The sequence below is a fragment of the Cyanobium sp. ATX-6F1 genome, from assembly GCF_047395825.1.
Classification (GTDB): domain Bacteria; phylum Cyanobacteriota; class Cyanobacteriia; order PCC-6307; family Cyanobiaceae; genus ATX-6F1.
The window spans coordinates 152,377-170,419 of record NZ_JBCEBF010000003.1 but is presented as its reverse complement, the minus strand read 5'-3'; the positions used below and the strand labels follow the sequence as shown (position 1 = coordinate 170,419).

General features: G+C 66.1%; 14 protein-coding genes and 4 pseudogenes. 9 read left to right on the top strand and 9 right to left on the bottom strand.

Annotation, left to right across the window (positions count from 1 at the left end; all coding sequences use genetic code 11):
• Positions 1 to 73 precede the first annotated feature (73 nt).
• The 4 genes and pseudogenes from AAF143_RS12295 (at position 74) to AAF143_RS12280 (ending at position 4,656) form a co-directional block, all read left to right on the top strand.
• Positions 74 to 550, top strand: a complete 477-nt coding sequence (locus AAF143_RS12295) for a hypothetical protein (RefSeq protein ID WP_414027108.1) — start codon at positions 74 to 76, stop codon at positions 548 to 550.
• Positions 490 to 1,413 carry a hypothetical protein gene (locus tag AAF143_RS12290; RefSeq protein WP_414027107.1) on the top strand — a complete coding sequence of 308 codons (924 nt, stop codon included), beginning with the start codon at positions 490 to 492 and terminating at the stop codon, positions 1,411 to 1,413. The genes AAF143_RS12295 and AAF143_RS12290 overlap by 61 nt, the downstream gene beginning before the upstream one ends.
• Positions 1,382 to 3,887: pseudogene (gene recG / locus AAF143_RS12285) on the top strand (ATP-dependent DNA helicase RecG). The gene AAF143_RS12290 and the pseudogene recG overlap by 32 nt, the downstream one beginning before the upstream one ends.
• Before the next feature lie 43 nt (positions 3,888 to 3,930).
• Entirely contained in the window at positions 3,931 to 4,656 is a 726-nt protein-coding gene (locus tag AAF143_RS12280) for a M15 family metallopeptidase (RefSeq protein WP_255007588.1), read from the top strand.
• On the opposite strand, the gene AAF143_RS12275 is transcribed toward AAF143_RS12280, so the two are convergent.
• Together AAF143_RS12275 and sir are read right to left on the bottom strand one after the other, a co-directional pair.
• Entirely contained in the window at positions 4,629 to 5,195 is a 567-nt protein-coding gene (locus AAF143_RS12275; RefSeq protein ID WP_255007586.1) for a hypothetical protein, read from the bottom strand. The genes AAF143_RS12280 and AAF143_RS12275 overlap by 28 nt on opposite strands.
• Positions 5,192 to 6,954, bottom strand: a pseudogene (gene sir, locus AAF143_RS12270) (sulfite reductase, ferredoxin dependent). The gene AAF143_RS12275 and the pseudogene sir overlap by 4 nt, the downstream one beginning before the upstream one ends.
• Positions 6,955 to 7,043: 89 nt before the next feature.
• On the opposite strand from sir, the gene glyS reads away from it, so the two are divergent.
• Entirely contained in the window at positions 7,044 to 9,221 is a 2,178-nt protein-coding gene (gene glyS / locus AAF143_RS12265) for a glycine--tRNA ligase subunit beta (RefSeq protein ID WP_255007582.1), read from the top strand.
• A 31-nt stretch (positions 9,222 to 9,252) separates the two neighbouring features.
• Here glyS and AAF143_RS12260 read toward each other — a convergent pair whose 3' ends face one another.
• The 6 genes from AAF143_RS12260 to AAF143_RS12235 are packed head-to-tail and all read right to left on the bottom strand — an operon-like array spanning position 9,253 to position 12,210.
• A complete protein-coding gene (locus AAF143_RS12260) occupies positions 9,253 to 10,332 on the bottom strand; it encodes a type III polyketide synthase (protein ID WP_414027106.1) in 1,080 nt (359 codons plus the stop codon).
• Positions 10,333 to 10,345: 13 nt separating this feature from the next.
• Positions 10,346 to 10,573, bottom strand: a complete 228-nt coding sequence (locus tag AAF143_RS12255) for a hypothetical protein (RefSeq protein ID WP_414027105.1) — start codon at positions 10,571 to 10,573, stop codon at positions 10,346 to 10,348.
• Positions 10,558 to 11,220, bottom strand: a complete 663-nt coding sequence (locus tag AAF143_RS12250) for an NAD(P)/FAD-dependent oxidoreductase (protein WP_414027104.1) — start codon at positions 11,218 to 11,220, stop codon at positions 10,558 to 10,560. The genes AAF143_RS12255 and AAF143_RS12250 overlap by 16 nt, the downstream gene beginning before the upstream one ends.
• On the bottom strand, positions 11,217 to 11,486 hold the full coding sequence (locus AAF143_RS12245; protein WP_414027103.1) for an FAD-dependent oxidoreductase: 270 nt from the start codon (positions 11,484 to 11,486) through the stop codon (positions 11,217 to 11,219). Before AAF143_RS12245 ends, AAF143_RS12250 begins: the two co-directional genes overlap by 4 nt.
• Positions 11,483 to 11,755, bottom strand: a complete 273-nt coding sequence (locus tag AAF143_RS12240; protein ID WP_414027102.1) for a hypothetical protein — start codon at positions 11,753 to 11,755, stop codon at positions 11,483 to 11,485. The genes AAF143_RS12245 and AAF143_RS12240 overlap by 4 nt, the downstream gene beginning before the upstream one ends.
• Before the next feature lie 14 nt (positions 11,756 to 11,769).
• Positions 11,770 to 12,210, bottom strand: a complete 441-nt coding sequence (locus AAF143_RS12235) for a methyltransferase domain-containing protein (protein WP_414027101.1) — start codon at positions 12,208 to 12,210, stop codon at positions 11,770 to 11,772.
• 122 nt (positions 12,211 to 12,332) lie between these two features.
• Between AAF143_RS12235 and AAF143_RS12230 the strand changes: the two genes are divergently transcribed.
• Positions 12,333 to 12,581, top strand: coding sequence for a hypothetical protein (locus AAF143_RS12230; protein ID WP_255007569.1), 249 nt, complete (start codon positions 12,333 to 12,335; stop codon positions 12,579 to 12,581).
• A 94-nt stretch (positions 12,582 to 12,675) separates the two neighbouring features.
• On the opposite strand, the pseudogene chlP reads toward AAF143_RS12230, so the two are convergent.
• Positions 12,676 to 14,059, bottom strand: a pseudogene (gene chlP, locus AAF143_RS12225) (geranylgeranyl reductase).
• 138 nt (positions 14,060 to 14,197) lie between these two features.
• Between chlP and AAF143_RS12220 the strand changes: the two are divergent.
• From AAF143_RS12220 to AAF143_RS12210, 3 genes and pseudogenes are all read left to right on the top strand, one after another.
• Positions 14,198 to 14,896: a D-alanyl-D-alanine carboxypeptidase family protein gene (locus AAF143_RS12220; RefSeq protein ID WP_414027100.1), complete on the top strand. Its 699-nt coding sequence runs from the start codon at positions 14,198 to 14,200 to the stop codon at positions 14,894 to 14,896.
• A gap of 244 nt (positions 14,897 to 15,140) precedes the next feature.
• Positions 15,141 to 16,948: pseudogene (gene typA, locus AAF143_RS12215) on the top strand (translational GTPase TypA).
• Positions 16,945 to 17,319, top strand: coding sequence for a DUF309 domain-containing protein (locus AAF143_RS12210; protein ID WP_255007562.1), 375 nt, complete (start codon positions 16,945 to 16,947; stop codon positions 17,317 to 17,319). The pseudogene typA and the gene AAF143_RS12210 overlap by 4 nt, the downstream one beginning before the upstream one ends.
• Positions 17,320 to 18,043: the final 724 nt, after the last annotated feature.

Sequence of the window (18,043 nt, the reverse complement as noted above, 5' to 3'; positions counted from 1 at the left end):
GGGTCTGATCCAGGAGCGGGTCGAGAGGCTCCGCCCAGAGCTCTATCGCCAGTGGGCCCTCTACCTCCAGGTGTTGCGCAAGGGCCTGCTGCATCAGGTGCAGCAGGCCTGTTTCCATCTGGCCACCCAGGTGCATCCTGAGCGTTACGCCCAGATCAGCGCCGCTGAACGCTCGGAGCTACACCGGCGTCTGGGGCAGCTGGTCCAACGTTGCGGCTCCCTGCTCACGATCGAGCAGCTCTGCGTGCTCGGCCAGCAGATGCAGCAGGAGCACCGTCGCCAGCGCCAGGAGCGGCAGGACTCGATCCTGGCGGCGCTGCAGGCCACGGATGGAACGGCCGGCGAGGAATTGCCGGAGGGATCGGTGCAACTGGGTATGGACCTGCCCCTCTCGGCGGAGTTGTTCAGCGAGGGATTGGCCGGATTGGCGGGCTTGGGGCGTTCCGCGCCATTCACCACGGGCCTGGAGGGACTCTTCCCCCCGGGGCGATGGCGGGGGACAGGGCGCCTGAGCAAGAACTCGAGGCGGACGGGGAGGATGACGAGCTGAGCGACGAGCAGGAAACGTTCGACGATCACGCAGTCTTCGGCAGCGCTGATGGCAACAGCGAGCACGTCGATCAGCAGCGTTTCGAGCTCGAAGACTCCCCAGCTGGCGGCGTTGATGGTGAAGCTGGCGAAGCTGATGAATCCGAAGAAGACGAGCTGGACGAGGGCGCCTGGGACCCTGGCACCAGGTTCTGGAGCGCCCACGCTGCAACGGATCGATCGGGCGCACGCCCCAGGGGCTCCGATCGCAACCCCGAGCTGAAGCTGCTGCAGTCAATGTTCAGCCTCGCGGCGGAAACCATGGGCCGCCCGCCCCAGGAGGAGCGTTCCGGGCTCGATCGCCCTGGCGATGGGGCGTCGAGTCGCCCTGGGGATCAACTCGCTGATCATCCGCTGCTGCCCACCGATCCGATGCAGCTTCTGGGCTGGTGGCTGGCCCTCGACCTGGCCCTGCAACGGAGGCTGCGCAACCTCTCCCACGGCCTGAATGTGGATTTGCTGCGCCTGAGGCTCACCCGAAGCCTGATGCCGGTGAACCTGCTGGAGGCGGTGCTGCAGGGTCAGATCGATCCCCAGCCCGCCCCCGCCAACCTGCTGCGGCTGCAACTGCCCTTCGCCTCCACCGTCGGGGGGATGCAAATGGAGACCCTGGGGCTGCTGCTGCGCTGCGGTGATCTGGAATTCGCCCTCCCGCCCTTGCGCACCTGTCGCAAGCGCCTCGAGCAGCAACGCCAGGAGTTGCGCAAAATGGCCCAGCAGCACCGCCATTGGCAGCGGCGGCTGCAGGCCCTCGAAGCCGAACAGCAGTGGTTGCAGGACGACAACCAGGTGAATCCCCCCAGCCCTGAGCGGTCCAACCGCTGAGCAGGAGGCCTGGTTCCTTGCGCTGCAACGCTCCCTGGAGCTGGAGGCGGAGCGGGGCTTCGCCGATCTCACCGGTCGCCGGGAACGGTTCAGCGACTTTCTGGCCCGCAGCTGCCAACAACCGCCGGGGGGTTCCCCGCCGGTGCCCAGGACAATCTCATGGCCCTGGCGGAGGGGTTTGGCGCTTACGCCAACCTGCCCCTGGGCCGCCGCCAGAACCTGGTGCGCCAGTGCCGTGAGCGCCTGCACCAGCTTCGCCAGGCCCTGCACCCACCCCAGACGATCGGACCGCCCAGGCTGCGCCTTCGCCCTGAAGCCTCCAGTCCAGGGTCCAGCGGCGCTGAGCCTGCCGCCAGTGGTGCAACGATCGCTGCTGACACCCCGTTGGCGGAGATCAAGGGCATCGGCCCACGCACAGCCACCCGTCTGGCGGCCCTGGGATTGTTGGTGGCCCGCGACCTGGTGCGCTACTACCCCCGCGACTACCTCGACTATTCCAACCTGCTGCGCATCGGTGACCTCGTGGCGGGTCAGACCGCCACGGTGGTGGCGACGGTGCGTCGCTGCCATGTCTTCAACAGCCCCCGCAATCCCAACCTCTCGATCCAGGAGCTTCAGCTCCAGGACATCACCGGCAGGCTCAAGGTGTCGCGCTTCTTTGCCGGCCGGCGCTTCAGCGCTCTGGGCTGGCTCAAAAGCCAGGAGCGGCAGTTTCCGCCGGGTGCTCTGGTGGCGGTCAGCGGATTGGTCAAGGAAGGCCCCTACGGCCTGAGCCTGCAGGATCCCCTGATCGAAGTGCTCGAGAGCGCCAAGGCACCCGTGCGTTCGGAGCGCATCGGCCGCCTGTTGCCGGTCTACGGGCTCACCGAGGGTTTAGGAGCAGACCGGCTGCGCCAGGCGATCCAGTCGCTGTTACCGGCCGTGAAGAGCTGGGGGGATCCGGTGCCCAGGGGGCTGCTCCAACAAGAGGGGCTCATGGATCTGCCTGCGGCCCTCCTCCAGATCCACGGGCCCAGCGACGCCGAGCAGCTGAGCGCCAGCCGTCGACGCCTGGTGTTTGATGAATTTCTGCTGTTGCAGCTCGGCCTGCTCCGCCGCCGCCAGGAGCTCACCAGCCGCCCGGCCCCACCCCTGGTCCTGCCGGCCGGCGAGGGCGGTCTGGTGCGCCGGTACCTGGACCTGCTGCCCTTTGCCCTGACGGGGGCCCAGCGGCGGGTGCTGGCGGAAATCCGCGCCGATCTTTCGCGGCCCCAGCCCATGGCTCGTCTGGTCCAGGGGGATGTGGGCAGCGGCAAGACCGTTGTGGCGGTCGCCGCGCTGCTGACCGCCGTGGAGGCCGGTCACCAGGGGGCTCTGATGGCACCGACGGAAGTGCTGGCGGAGCAGCATTACAACAAGCTCTGCGAGTGGATGCCCCAGCTGCACGTGACCGTGGCGCTGCTCACCGGATCCACCCCCCAGCCCCGTCGGCGGGCCCTGTTGCAAGACCTGGAGAACGGCAGCCTGCGCCTGCTGGTGGGAACCCACGCCCTGCTGGAGGATCCCGTTCGCTTCGATCAGCTGGCTCTGGTGGTGGTCGATGAGCAGCATCGCTTCGGCGTGCGCCAGCGCAACCGCCTGCTGGCCAAGGGCCTGCAACCCCATCTGCTGACCATGACTGCCACACCGATTCCCCGCACCCTGGCGCTCTCGATTCACGGGGATCTGGATGTAAGCCAGATCGATGAATTGCCCCCGGCCGCACGCCGATCCAAACCCGTCTGCTGCGGCCCGGGGGTCGCAGCGAAGCCTACGAACTGATCCGCGCACAGGTGCGCTCAGGCCAACGGGCCTACGTCGTGCTGCCGCTCGTGGAGGAATCGGAAAAACTCGACCTGCTCTCGGCCATCGAGGTCCATGCCCAGCTGCAGGAGCAGGTGTTCCCCGAGTTGCGGGTGGGTCTGCTCCATGGGCGTCTGAGCAGCGCCGACAAGCAGGCGGCGATCGGAGCCTTCGCGCGCGGCGAAACCGATGTACTGGTCTCCACCACGGTGGTGGAAGTGGGGGTGGATGTGCCGGAGGCCAGCGTGATGGTGATTGACCATGCCGAGCGCTTCGGCCTCTCTCAGCTGCACCAGCTGCGCGGTCGAGTGGGGCGGGGGGCGGCGGCCTCCCACTGCCTGCTGATCGACGACAGCAGCAACGCTGGCGCCCGCCAGCGCCTGGAGGTGTTGGTGCGCAGTGGCGATGGCTTTGAGATCGCCGAGATGGATCTGCGCCTGCGGGGCCCCGGCCAGGTGCTGGGCACGCGCCAGTCGGGGCTGCCGGATCTGGCCCTGGCCAGCCTGTGCGATGACGGAGCGGTGCTTGAGCAGGCCCGCGAGGCCGCCCGGCGCCTGCTGGCGGAGGACCCAACCCTGGAGCGCCATCCCGCCCTGGCCCAGGCCCTGGCCGAGCAGCGCCAGCGCAGCAGCGAAGCCGCCCAGCTCAATTAGGGCGGCAAGGCCGCTTCAATGGGCCCAGTCGTGCACCGTTGTCATGGCGCCACCTAGGCCCTGGAGCGCCATTCCGATCCAGGAGCGGCAGGATCCGCTGCAGGAGATCCCGGCGGTGCTGCTGCGGATCGAACCCCATCCCTACCAGGTCCTGGGGGCCCCCTACGGTCCTGGAGCCTCCCCGTTTCGACTTCGCCGGGCGGTGGTGAACAGGCTGGTGCAGGCTCAGTCGACTCTTGAAGCCCTCGCCCCGGGGCTGCGCCTGGCGATCTTCGATGGCTGGCGTCCGGTGGCCGTGCAGGCCTTCATGGTCGATCACGCCGTGGCCAGCACCTGCCAAGAGCGGGGAGTCGATACCGGCCAGCCCACCCCGGCACGCTTGGCGATCGAGCTGGAGGTGGCCCGCTTCTGGGCGCCGCCAAGCCTTGATCCCGCCACGCCGCCACCCCACAGCACCGGCGCCGCAGTGGACCTCACCCTGGCCGATGCCCAGGGGCTGCCGTTGAATCTGGGCTCCCCCATCGACGCCATCGGGGCCGTATCGGAACCTGACCACTTCGCTGAGGCCGCCGCTTCGAACCCTGAAGCTGAGGCCGCCCTCTGGCACGGCCGGCGTCAGTTGCTCCTTGAGGTGATGGTCTCAGCGGGCTTTCGCCGTCACCCGAACGAGTGGTGGCATTTCAGCCATGGCGATCAGCTCTGGGCGTGGCTCTCGGGGGCCGATGCCGCCTGCTACGGCCGCTACCTGGGCGAGGAGGGATCATCCTGAGCCTTCGGCTCGATCGGGGAGATCCGAGCTGGGTTCCGTTCGATCGGCGACATATCGAAGGCGGACGGTTTGGGGCTCGAGCCAGGGCCCGATCTGGGTGTCGTGGTGGCTGGTTTGACCGCTGCTGGCGTGACCGCCATTGGCTTGGGCGCTGTTGGTCTGGAGGCTGACGGCACGAGCGGTGCCGGCTGGGGGGTTGCCAGCACAGGTGAATCAGACGGCAGGGGAGCCGCTGCTGGCACCGTCAAGCCCATGGTTTCCCTCAGGCGCTCCACCTGATCAGCTTTGAGCAGGCCCTTCTCCAGGCAGACCTTGAGGCTGCGGGCCGTGATCTGGCGCTGCAGTGCGCTCAACTGCTCCAGTACCGCGGGCGGTTGATCGGCGTAGGCACCCAGCCCCTGGCGGTAGCCCGCCAGCAACTGCTCTGGCTTGCAGGCCTGTTGATCCGGCTGGTAATACCTGGTGGGGGATTGTGGCTGCGGGGGCATCGGCCGCTGGGCCAGCAGGGCCGCCGCTGCCAGCGCCAGCAGCGCACTCATGGACGCGCCGGCAAGGAGGCGGCATCCCCCTGGTTGAGCAGCTTCCAGACCTCATCGTTGCCCAGCCGGGTCACGAAGTCTCCGAAGCTTGTGCCCAGGCCCGTGGACTGCCAAGCGAGGAACAGGGGCTCGAGGATCGGTTCGAGCACCACCAGGGGCATCCTGAAAATGTATGGCTCGGCCAATCTGGTGAGTCCAGGACTTCCCCCAGCCAGAGCTGGTAATCCCCGTCAGCGGTACCCACCAAGCCGATCTCCGCCATGTAGGGCCTGGCGCAGCCGTTCGGGCAGCCCGTGACACGCACGAGCACGGAACGATCGATCCCAAGGCGTTTCAGCTGGCGGTCCAGACGATCAAGCACATTCGGCAAGATCCGCTCGGCTTCCGTCACCGCCAGCCCGCAATTGGGCAGGGCCGGGCAAGCGAGGGCATGGCGTGCCAGGGGCGGCGGCGCCTCTGGGCGGGCAAAGCCAAGCGCCTCGAGGGCGGTGCGCACGCTGCTGCGCTGGCTGCTGGCGATGTTGCAGAGAAGCAGATCCTGGTTGGGTGTCAGCCGCACATCCAGTTGGTAGGTGGCGATCAGATCACGCAGGCCGCGCTTGAGCTCGCCCTGCAGGCGGCCGCTGAGCACGGGCAGGCCCACGAACCAGAGGCCGTTGCCCTGGCGGTGCCAGCCCAGGTAGTCCACGAGCTTGCGTTTCGGCTCAGCCTTCAGCGGCAGCAGGGTGGAGCTGAAGTAGCGCCCCAGCTCGAGGCGGAACCAGTCGATGCCGCGGTCGTGGATCAGGTACTTCATGCGGGCATGTCGGCGCTGCTCCCGATCACCGTGGTCCCGTTGCAGGGCCACGATCGACTGCAACAGAGGCAGCACATCGGCGGCGGCCACATAACCGAGCGGATCGGCGATTCGGGCGAAGGTTTCCTCCTTGTTGTGGGTACGGCCCATGCCGCCACCGACATAGACGTTGCAACCCTTGAGACGCCCCTTGGTGTCGCTGAAGGCCACCAGTCCGATGTCCTGGGTGAGCAGGTCGACGGAGTTGTCGCCTGGAACGGTGACGGCGATCTTGAACTTGCGCGGCAGGTAGGTGTCGCCGTAGATGGGTTCGGCCCCATCGCCGCTGAACACGGGTCCTTGAGCCGGGCTCGTGCGCAGCTTGCGAATCCCAGCAGTGGGCTTGATGCGGTGGCTGAGCTCACCGTCGAGCCAGATGTCGAGGTAGGCCCCCTCGGCCGCCTGGGGCAAGAGGAGGTCGTTGATGCGCTCAGCCAACTGGCGGGCGGCCGGATAACCACCGCCCTCGAACGGAGCGGCCGGGGCCATCACATTGCGGTTGATGTCACCGCAGGTGGCCAGGGTGGAGCCCATGTGGCGCAGGATGGTGGCGATCACCTCCTTGAGGTCACCCTTGGCGATGCCATGCATCTGAAAGGTCTGACGGGTGGTGGCCCGCAAGGTGCCGTTGCCGAGCCGGTCAGAGAGTTCATCGATGGCCAGATAGAGCGGCACAGGGATGCGGCCACCGGGGCTGCGCAGCCGCAGCATCATCTGCCAGTCCTTTTCCTTGCCCTTCTGGCGGTTGTCGCGGTTGTCCTGCTGATAACTGCCGTGGAACTTGAGGATCTGAACGGCCGGCTCGGTGAAATGCTGACTCGTGTTGGTCAGTTCGCTCGCCATCGGTTCGCGCAGGTGTCCGCTTTCCGCCTTGAGGCGTTCGAACTTGCTCGGAGCCTTGGTCGGCTCAGAGGTGACGGTCACGGCAACTCACCCGAAGGCGTCGACCGTAGCGAATGGACGGTGCCAGCAACGTTGTTCAATACAGTCGTGGGCTGCTGAGACCTGCTTTCGTGGCCACCTTCCTGCTGGAAATCGGCACCGAGGAACTTCCGGCGGATTTTGTTCGTCTCGCCTTGCCCCAGCTGGAGGCGGCTGTTCGCCGCGACCTGAACGAACTGCGGCTCGCCCATGGGAGCCTGCGCAGCCTGGGCACACCCCGGCGACTGGCGGTGCAGGTGGAGGGGTTGCCGGCGGGCCAGGAGGATCTGCTGGAGGAACGCAAGGGACCACCGCTGGCCCAGGCGATCGTCAATGGCGAGCCCACTCAGGCGGCCATCGGCTTCGCTCGCCGCTGCGGCATCGAAACCTCCGAGCTGGAGATTCGCGAGACCCCCAAAGGTGCCTTCGTGTTCGCCCGCCAGCGCTCGATCGGACTCCCCAGCGCTGAGTTGCTGGTGGAGCGCATCCCCAGCTGGATCACGGATCTGCAGGGGCGCCGCTTCATGCGCTGGGGCGAAGGGGAGATCCGCTTCAGCCGCCCGGTGCGCTGGCTGGTGGCCCTGCTCGATGCGACCTTGCTCGAATTCCAGCTCGAGGGCAGTGATCCTCCGCTCAGGAGCACCCGCCACAGCCGTGGCCATCGGCTGCTGGCCGAGAGCGTTCCCCTGGAGCACGCCGAGTCCTACGCCAGCTCGCTGGCGGCGGCGGGGGTGCAGGTGGATCGGCTCGAACGTGCGCGCTGGATCCGTCAGGCGCTGGAGCAGGCCGCCGAGGAGCGTGGCGCCCGCCTTGACCTGCCCAGCGAACTGTTCGATGAGCTGGTCGATCTGGTGGAGTCCCCCAGACTGATTGAGGGCAGCATCGCCGAGCGCTACCTGGCCCTGCCGCCGGAGGTGCTCTCCACGGTGATGCGTCTGCACCAGCGCTACGTGCCCCTGATCCATGCCGAGGCGCCCAGCGATCCCCTGGCCCTCAGCGCCGAGGGGCGGCTGCTGCCGAGCTTTCTCTGCATCGGCAATGGCCTGGAATCAGCCGCCAGCACCGTGAGGCGCGGCAACGAGCGGGTGCTCAAGGCCCGGCTCGCCGATGCCGAATTCTTCCTGCGCTCCGACCGCAGCTTGAGCAGTGAGCGCCGCCTGGATGAACTCGATCGGGTGACCTTCGCCGAAGGCCTGGGCAGCCTGCTCGATCGCTCCCGGCGCCTGGAGTGGCTCACGGAGCTGTTGCTCGAAGCCCTGCCCCTGGAGGGCGACGTCTGCGCCCATGCACGGCGGGCGGCCCAGCTGTGCAAGCACGATCTGGTCAGCCAGCTGGTGGGTGAATTCCCCGAATTGCAGGGGGTGATCGGCGCCAAGTTGCTGCTCGCCGAAGGGGAGCCGCGGGAGGTGGCCCTGGCGGTGCTGGAGCATTACCTGCCACGGGGTGCCGGCGATGACCTGCCGAGCTCGGCCGCTGGGGCGGTGGTGGCCATGGCCGAGCGCCTGGAGCTGCTGCTGAGCATCTACGCCAAGGGGGAGCGGCCCACGGGTTCCTCCGATCCCTATGCCCTGCGACGTGCCGGCAACGGGCTGCTGCAGATTCTTTGGGAGCGAGGCTGGGCTTTGGATCTGGGTGCCATGCTCCGTCGCGCCTGCGCCCACTGGCACGACCTCTTCCCGGCCTTTGCTGTGGAGGCGGGGGCCCTCAGCGGCGAGCTGAGCCGATTCCTGCGTCAGCGGCTCCTGAGCCTGCTGGAGGAGCAGGGCTTCGCCCCCGATCTGGTGCAGGCGGTGGCGGGGGAGACCGTGCCGCTGAATCGGCTCCTCACCAACCCGAGCGATGCCCTCGGCCGCGTCCGCCTGCTGGCGGAACTGCGGCTGGAGGGACGGCTGGCGGCGGTGCAGGCCGTGGTGCAGCGGGCCTCGCGGCTGGCGGAGAAGGCCAGCCTGGCCAGCGATGTGCTCAGCCCCGAGGGTGTGGTGGATCCCGCCCTGTTCGAATCCGTCAGCGAGCAGGGCGTGCTGGATGTGCTGGTGGGACTTCAGCCCACGGCCGCCCCTTCGGGCCGCGCCATGGGCAGCGACCGCTACCGGCAGCTGGCGGCTAATCTGGCCGATGGGGCGGCGGCCCTGGCGGCCTTCTTCGATGGCGACACCAGCGTGATGGTGATGAGCGACGATCCCGCCGTGCGCACCAACCGCCTGAACCTGTTGGCGGTGCTGCGCAACCAGGCCTCCGTGCTCGCGGACTTCAGCCGTCTGGCGGGCTGAACCTGGCCCGTCTGGGTCGTTGCGGGGGCGCTCAGCTGAGCAGGGCCACCTCCACGCACAGGCCCGGGCCGAAGGCCATGGCCAGGCAAGGGCCGGGGGCCTGCTCCTGCCGCAGGCGCTCGAGGATGAACAGGATGGTGGCCGAAGACATGTTGCCGCAGCTCTTCAGCACGGATCTGGAGGGCTCGATCAGCTTGGGAGCGAGATCCAGGGCCTCCGTCACCGCCGAGAGGATGCGCGGCCCACCGGGGTGCACCGCCCAGGAACCAATCGTTTCGAGGCTCTGCCCCTGGCGGGAGAGCCAGTCCTGCAGCCAGGGCCGCAGATGTTCAGCGATCAGGGCCGGCACCTTGGCGGAAAGCGTCATCACAAAGCCGTGATCCTCGATGCTCCAGGACATCGCCCCCTGGCTATCGGGAATGAGCAGCGAACCACTGGCGATCAGACGCTGGAACCCTGTGGGCATTTCCTTGGCGCCCGTGGCAATCAGGGCCGCGGCGCCGTCGGCGAACAGGGCATTGGCGACGATCCGCTCGGGATGCCAGCCGTACTGGAGGTGCAAGGTGCACAGTTCGACGGCACAGATCAGCGCGCAGGCCCCAGGATCAGCGCCGATGAATCCAGCCGCGACCCTCAGGGCGTTGAGCGTGCCGTGGCAACCCATGAAGCCCACATGGGTGCGGGCCACCTCAGGGGCCAGTGGCAGCTCCCGCATCAGGGCCAGATCAAAGCCGGGCGCCTGGAAACCGGTGCAGGACACGGTGACCAGGTGGGTGATCCCCGTGGATGGGAGTTCGGCCTGCTCCAGGCAGCGGCGCACCGCCGCCAGGGCCAGGGGCTCGCTCTCGCGCCCGTAGCGCTCCATGCGCTCGCCTGTGCTCGGGCTGGTGGATCCAAAGAACGACTGCTGGCTGACGCTGCCGTCCTCGCCGGGTTCGAGCAGCACGCTGTGCCTCCTGCCGACGCCGGAACGCCGATGAATCGCCTCCAGCAACCTCAGCTCACTGGGAGCGGCGGGACGGTCCGGTGTGGCGACGGTCTGGGCGATCCGGCAGGCCTCGCTCTGGGCGATGTGATGGGCTGGCAGTGCGGTGCCGAGTCCGCGAATCATCAGGGCCATGGGCTCAGGGGATCGCGTGACGGTGGAAGGATCCATTGAGGTGGTTCAGGGCCGGTGTCACCAGGATGGGCAGATGGGTCGCGGCCAACAGCAGGGCGTGGCTGATCCGGGGACGACGCAGCGCAAACGCGAGGGTGTGGCAGAGCCGCTGCCTTCGTCCGATCAGGGTCGCGTGCCGATGGGCCCAGTCGCGCTCGAGGCGGGGATCCCAGTCGCTCAAACCCTGAAGCACCAGCGGCACCACCGCCAAGGCGCTGCTGAGCGCCCAGCCGATGCCTTCACCAGTGAAAGGTTCGACATAGCCCGCCGCGTCGCCGAGAACCATGAGGCGATCGGCCGCCAGGGGGTGCTGCTGCGGGTCAGGGCTGCCGTGACGCGCCAGGGACCACCACTGCCGAGGGGCAGGGGCTCGAATCCGGCCTCCTCCAGCACCTGCCGGGCCGCGGCGGCTGGACCACCACAGGTTTTCAGGTGAGTTCTCTCGAAGGCAGCGGCCAGATTGACCTGGCCGCTCTCCGTGCGCACCACGCCGACATAGCCATGGCGACCCACGGCCATATGGATCGTGCCTGATGTGTAGGAGCTTGGGGCGGCCTCAAGCACACATCCAGCACCGATCCTCGAGCTGGGGCTCACCCGGGAGCGGATCGGAGCAGGCGGCTGAAGGCAACGGTCAGCCAGACCCGTTGCAACGAGAACCACCCGAGCCGTGACGCTGCGCTGGCCCTGGGCGGAGCGCAGCTGCACCGAGCGGGCGCCCGGAGACGCAGCAGCCACGAGTGCCTCCGTTTGAGGCAGCAGCTGGGCTCCCGTGGCCTGGGCTTCCTCCACCAGGGCCTGATCCAGACGGCTGCGGGAAAGCGAACGGCCCTCGCTCAAAGGGAGGTCGGCGCTGCGCCCCCCAGGGCGAGCCGCAGACGCGCAAGCCTGACGCCCCCCAGTTGAGCGGGAAGATCGCCCAGCCCTGCGCTCTCAAGGGTCTTGAGGGCGTGGCCATTGAGGCAGGTTCCGCAGACCTTCCAGCGGGGAAAGGCCTGCTTCTCCACCAGGAGCACCCTCAGCCGCTGGGCCGCCAGCTGACGGGCCGCGAGGGCACCGGCGGGCCCGGCCCCGAGCACGATCACGTCCCAGTCGGGCCGACTCATCCTTGCGGTCCTGGTGCATCGCTTTGGCTCCACTGCAACAGGTAGCGCTCCGGCCAGCAGCGGCGCACCAGGGCGCCCTCAAGGCCAGCCTGGATTGCCATGGCGGATACCTCCTGGGTTTGGAACGCTCCCTGCACCGACACAGGACCGTCGTAATGGACGATGGCGGAGCGGCTCAGCAGGCGACAGGCCGACCAGGCCAGCACATACCCCAGCGGACTGCGGATCAGATCGTTGACGAGCACCAGGTGCCTGGTTGCCGCGGCCATGCGCCGAAGCAGGCCTACGGCGTCGTCGGTCTCGAGATGGTGGAGGAACAGCGAGCAGAGCAGGACGTCGTAGCCGCCTGGCAGCGGATCGCTGAGGGCGTCGGCCTTGAAAAATTCGCCTCCAGTCCCCTGGCAACGGCGTTTCCTGTGGCGACCGCCACGGCCTGCACACTGAGATCGCAGCCGTCGAAACGGATGTTCAGCCCCTCACGGCGGGCCAGCTCAGCGAGGGCCAGGGTGTTGTCGCCACCGCCGCAGGCAAGATCAAGAACCCTCAGTGGCCGATCGGGCAAGCGGCGGGCAAGGGCGCGAATCGGAGCGAACAGACTGCTGGCGGCACGGCTGAGGCCATTGATGCGCTGGAGACCCCGCAGGGCTTCGGCGTGATCCAGTGGATCGATTCCTGGATCATCCATCCACTCGGGCTGCAGGTTTCGTTCCTTGAGGTTGACCATGACAGCCATTCAAATGCCTTGAAGAAAACCTGGCGACGAAGGTAGCCAAGGATTCTGGCGCAGACTTGCCCTGCAGAATCCAAGGAATAGGATCAAAATTGTGGAAACATCTGAATACAGCCATGCTAGAAGCCTGGCTGCATGAGCGTGAACAGCACCGCGGTCGTCATCGTCAAGCTCTCAAAAAGGCATTGGAAAAGTCTAAAGAATCAGACAGAACCATTGTTCCCTCATCGAGGATGGCATCCATCGAAAACATCAGGCAGAGCATGCATCAAGCTGATGACATGGTTCTTGGCCTCACGCTGACGCTCAAGGCATTCGTCTATAGCCTCGTGAGCCGTCACAGAAAAGCTCTCACAGTCTGCTGACGCAGTCTTGTGATCGTCAGTCTGGGGAACTGATGAGTTCTCATCAAAGGCGTTCAGACCTCAGAAAGCCCCACCATAAGGAGGGGATTCAGTCTCACTTGGCAGCGAGAACCGGCTCCCGTTCCTCCTTGGACTCCGCGTCAGGCGACGACATCGAAGGGGCCGGCGTCTTGACGACGGGCTTCGATGCTTCAGCCATGGAGACCATGATCGCTTCGGCCTCCTCCGAGGAGCGCACGGCGCTGGCCACGGGCTTGTAACCCTCCGGCGCAAAGGCCTGGCCCCGCAGGTAGGCGCCGATGGTCAGCAGGGTCAGCTTGAGCGTCTGCCAGGGATTGACGGGCACCACGCGCTTATACAGGTAGCTGTCGAAGGTGAGCCGCTGCACGTCCTTGTCATCACACATCTCGACAAAGGCTTCCCGAGCCGGATCGTTGCTGTAAAAACGTTCTGGAGGATCTCCAGCACCTTGTAGGTGGCGCCGTAGGCCTTGTCCCACTTCTTGATGTAGACCTTGAGATCCTTATCCGTGGGGATGCGCGTGCCCTGGGCACTGGCGGCCACGATCTCCTCGGCGCACATGCGGCCACTCTTGGCGGCGAAATAAATACCCTCGCCCGAACTCTTGGTCACATAGCCCGCCGCATCACCCACCAGAGCCATGCGGCCCACCACACGACGGGGACGGGGATGCTCGGGAATCGGATGGGCCTCCACCTTGATCACCTCACCATTGAGCAGCCGTCGGCTGGCCCGCTGGCGGATCCCCTTCTGCAGACTCTTGATCAGGGACTGATTTTTTTGCATGGTCCCGGTGCCCACGGCCACATGGTCGTACTTGGGGAACACCCAGGCATAGAAATCAGGCGACACATCGGTACCGACGTACATCTCGGCCAGATCTTCATAGTGAGCCATTTCCTCCTTCGGCAGGCGAATGCGCTCCTGGAAGGCAATGGCCATGTTGTAGTCGCCGGCATCCATGGCCTTGGCGACGCGGCTGTTGGCCCCATCGGCGCCGACAATCAGATCCACCTCAAGGGTCTTGATCTCTCCTGTGGCGCCGCCAGCTGAATAGTCGGCATAGCGAAGGGTGTAGGGACCCTGGCGGTTCTTGCCGGTGTCGATCGATTGCACCAGGCCGTTCACCAGCTGGGCCCCCAGGTCGGCGGCACGGTTGCGCAGGAAGGCATCCAGCACCTCCCGGCGGCACATGCCGATGTATTCGCCCTGGTTCTCCAGATGGATGTCCACCTCGCGGTTGGAGGGGAAATCATCTTCATGTGGCGGACCTTGCGGTCGATGATCGATTCAGGCAGGTCGAACTCCGAGACCATGCAGAGCGGAATGGCGCCGCCACAGGGTTTGGCGTTGTCGAGCTTGCGCTCGAACAGCCAGGTTTTGATACCAGCCTTGGCCAGCACCTCCGCAGCACATGAACCGCTGGGGCCACCACCAACCACCGCCACTCGCAACATCTTGAAACCTGCTCTGCTGGAACGATGTTGACCGGAAGCTAACACCGTTCCTGGCCCCGCTGCTGGGCGTTTGGTCACTCACCCTTACGATCGCCTCAAAGCTTGAAACGAGGGCCGTGGCCCGACCGGCCTCGCGCGATGACATCCCCGTGGCACGGCGCAAGGTCAGCCCGGCGCTGCGCCGTCGGGGGCTGGCGACGGGCGATCAGCACCGCTGTCGTGCTTGTGGTCTTTGGGGCCGTGATGGTGGTGGTGTTCCCTGAACCGCTGAGGCGGTTGCTTGGGCCGCCACCGGTGAAGGGGTTGGCGGTCCGTCAGGGGCTCGACGGTCGCCTGTTAGGTCACTTCCCCTATCCCGAGGCCAAGGCCGCTGATCTGATCGAGGTGGCGCCCGGACTGACCCTGCGCCGCGAGGCTGCGGTCGCCCTGAGGGAACTGCTTCAGGAGGCGGCCGCCTCGGGCATTGATCTGCGGCTGCTCAGTGCCTTCCGCTCGGTTGCGCTTCAACAGCACCTGTTTTTCGATGTGAAGGCTGAGCGCAACCAGAGCGCCGAGGAGCGAGCCCAGGTGAGCGCACCGCCTGGCTTCTCCGAACACAGCACCGGCTATGCCGTCGATCTGGGCGATGGCAGCCGGCCCCAGACCAACCTCTCCGAGAGCTTCGACCAAACCAGGGCGTTCGCCTGGCTGGTGAAGAACGCCAACCGCCACCACTTCCAGCTTTCCTTCCCACGTCAGAACCGCCAGGGGGTGAGCTATGAGCCCTGGCACTGGCGCTTCGCGGGCTCGGCCGAAGCCCTCAAGCAATTTGAGGCCGCCCAGCGCTTCAACCGTTGATCAGCGGGCGACCCCGATGGAATCAGTGGCCCCCCCGCCTCAGGCTTTGTGGGGGTGGTGGTCAAACCGCCACGGACTCGATGATCCACCAAGGTTGAGCCGGGCTGCCGATGCTGAGTTCCCAGCCACAGAGGTCGCTGAGATAAAGTGTTGCTTCAGCTTTCCAGCAGGATGTCAGCGCTGAGCAGTCCCAGCAGCGCAGACCCAAATTCCCTCCCTGACAAGCATTACCGAGAAACCATCCATGAGCGGCGAGCACAAGAGCGCCCCGATCCGCAACATTGCGATCATCGCCCACGTCGACCACGGCAAAACAACCCTGGTGGATGCGCTGTTGAGTCAGTCGGGCATTTTCCGTGATGGCGAGGCCGTGCCCACCTGTGTGCTCGATTCAAACGATCTGGAACGGGAACGCGGCATCACGATTCTCTCCAAAAATGCTGCCGTCAACTACAACGGCATCCGCATCAACATCGTTGACACTCCCGGTCACTCCGACTTCGGTGGAGAGGTGGAGCGCGTCCTCGGCATGGTCGATGGCGCCCTGCTGATCGTCGACGCCAACGAGGGCCCCATGCCCCAGACGCGTTTCGTGCTCAAAAAGGCCCTGGAAAAGGGTCTGCGCCCGATCGTTTTCGTCAACAAGATCGACCGTGCCCGGGTTGACCCCGAGCAGGCCGTCGACAAAGTGCTCGACCTGTTCCTCGAACTGGGGGCCGACGACGATCAGTGTGACTTCCCCTATCTGTTCGGCAGCGGCATGGCCGGCTATGCCAAGCCCGACATGGCCACGGAAAGCGAGAACATGAAGCCGCTTTTCGATGCCATCCTGCGCCACGTGCCACCCCCGGTCGGTGATCCGGAAAAGCCCCTGCAGATGCAGGTCACCACACTCGACTACAGCGATTTCCTCGGTCGGATCATGATCGGCCGGGTGCACAACGGCACGATCAAGGCCGGTCAGACCGCCGCCCTGATCCGCGACGATGGCACGATCAAGCGGGGCCGCATCAGCAAACTCCTTGGCTTCGTGGGTCTCTCACGCGTCGACATCGAAGAGGCCCGCGCCGGCGATCTGGTTGCCGTGGCCGGCTTCGATGAGGTGAACATCGGCGAGACGATCGCTTGCCCTGACCATCCCGAAGCGTTGCCTTTGATCCGGGTGGATGAACCCACCCTTCAGATGACGTTCGTCGTCAACGATTCCCCCTTCGCGGGTAAGGAGGGCAAGTTCGTCACCAGCCGCCAGCTGCGGGAGCGCCTGCAGAAGGAACTGCTCACCAACGTTGCCCTGCGGGTCGAAGACACCGACTCTCCCGATCGCTTCGCCGTCAGCGGCCGGGGTGAATTGCACCTGGGCATCCTGATCGAAACGATGCGCCGGGAGGGTTACGAGTTCCAGGTCTCCCAGCCCAAGGTGATCTTCCGCACCATCGATGGCTCCCCCAGTGAGCCCTACGAAACCCTGGTGATGGATGTGCCCGAAGAATCGGTGGGCTCCTGCATCGAAAAGCTCGGTCTGCGCAAGGGCGAGATGCAGAACATGGAAACAGGTTCCGATGGCCGCACCCAGTTGGAGTTCGTGGTGCCTGCCCGCGGCCTCATCGGTTTCCGCGGAGAATTCGTGCGCGCCACCCGCGGCGAAGGGATCATGAGCCACTCCTTCTTCGAATACCGCCCGATGCACGGGGAGTTCGAGAGCCGCCGCAATGGCGTGCTGGTGGCCTTCGAGGAGGGCACCGCCACCTTCTACGCCCTCAAGGGCGCCGAAGACCGCGGTCAGTTCTTCATCACCCCCGGCACCAAGGTCTACAAGGGGATGATCGTGGGCGAAAACAACCGCCCCCTGACCTGGAACTCAACGTCTGCAAGGCCAAACAGGTCACCAACATCCGTTCAGCCGGCGCCGAGGTGCTCGACACCCTGCAGACACCGATCCAGATGACCCTCGAGCGGGCCCTGGAATACATCGGCCCCGACGAAATGCTTGAGGTCACCCCCGAGTCGATCCGGCTGCGCAAGCTGGCGGTGAAAAAGCCCGCCAAGCGTTGAACCCGGCTGCGGAAGGCCCGGAGCGAGATCCGCGATTCCAGGAAGGCCTGGAATGGTTCAATTCCGCTGACTGGTATCGATGCCACGATCTTTTCGAGGAGCTATGGCACGAAACCGTTGGCCCGGACCGCTCCGCGCTGCAGGGGCTTCTGCAGATCGCCGTGGCCCACCTGCACCTCGAACGGGGCAACAGCAATGGCGCCACGCTCCTGATCGGTGAGGGCCTCGGCCGTTTGGCGCCCTATGGCGATCACGCCCTTGGCCTCGATCTCCAGCCCTTCATAAAAGTTTTGACAGCCCGTCTCCAAGCCCTGCAACGGGGCGAGGTTGGAGCGGCCGACGCACTGCCCCCACTGGAGAAGCTGGCCTGATGGGCTCTGTAGATTGAGCGGTTTGAAGTGAAGGGTCGGTTGCGGTTGCTGTCCTGGCTTCGAAACTGCCGAATGCTGGTGGTGGGGTCGTTCACCCTGACGGCATGGATGGGGACCGGCGGCCTGTTGGGGGATGCCTGGGCCCAGGGGCCCTATTCGAGCCAAGTTGCCCCTGCGGCGCCGGCCATTCCCATGCCGATGGATTCCTCAGCGCCGGTTCAACCTTCCCTGGCCCCGCTGCGGCCGAACTCCCAGCGCATCGATGCCACCCCAGGCGCGCCCGCCGGCGCACCCGCAACGACGCTCGTTTCACCGACCGCTCCCGCAGGACCAGCGACCCCTGCGGCTGAGGGCACCACTCCGACAGCCACCGCCCCCGCCCCAGCGGCCAGGTCACGATCGATTCCGATCTCCAGCAGGCCGACCAGGCCACCGGCATCATCACCGCCACCGGCAACGTGCGCATCCTCTACCCCGATCAACGGGTGGTGGCGACGGCGCGCCAGGCCCAGTACTTCACCAAGGAAGATCGCGTGGTGCTCAGCGGTGATGTGGACGTAATCCAGGAGGGGGAACCACCTGCGGGCCGAGCGCGTGATCTACCTGATCAAGGCCGATCGAGTCATGGCCGAACCAGCCCCCGGCCAACAGGTGTTCAGCAAGATGGTGATTCAGCAGAAGGCTGCCGTTCCGGCGGCGCCGGCAAAACCGAGCCTCCCGCCCC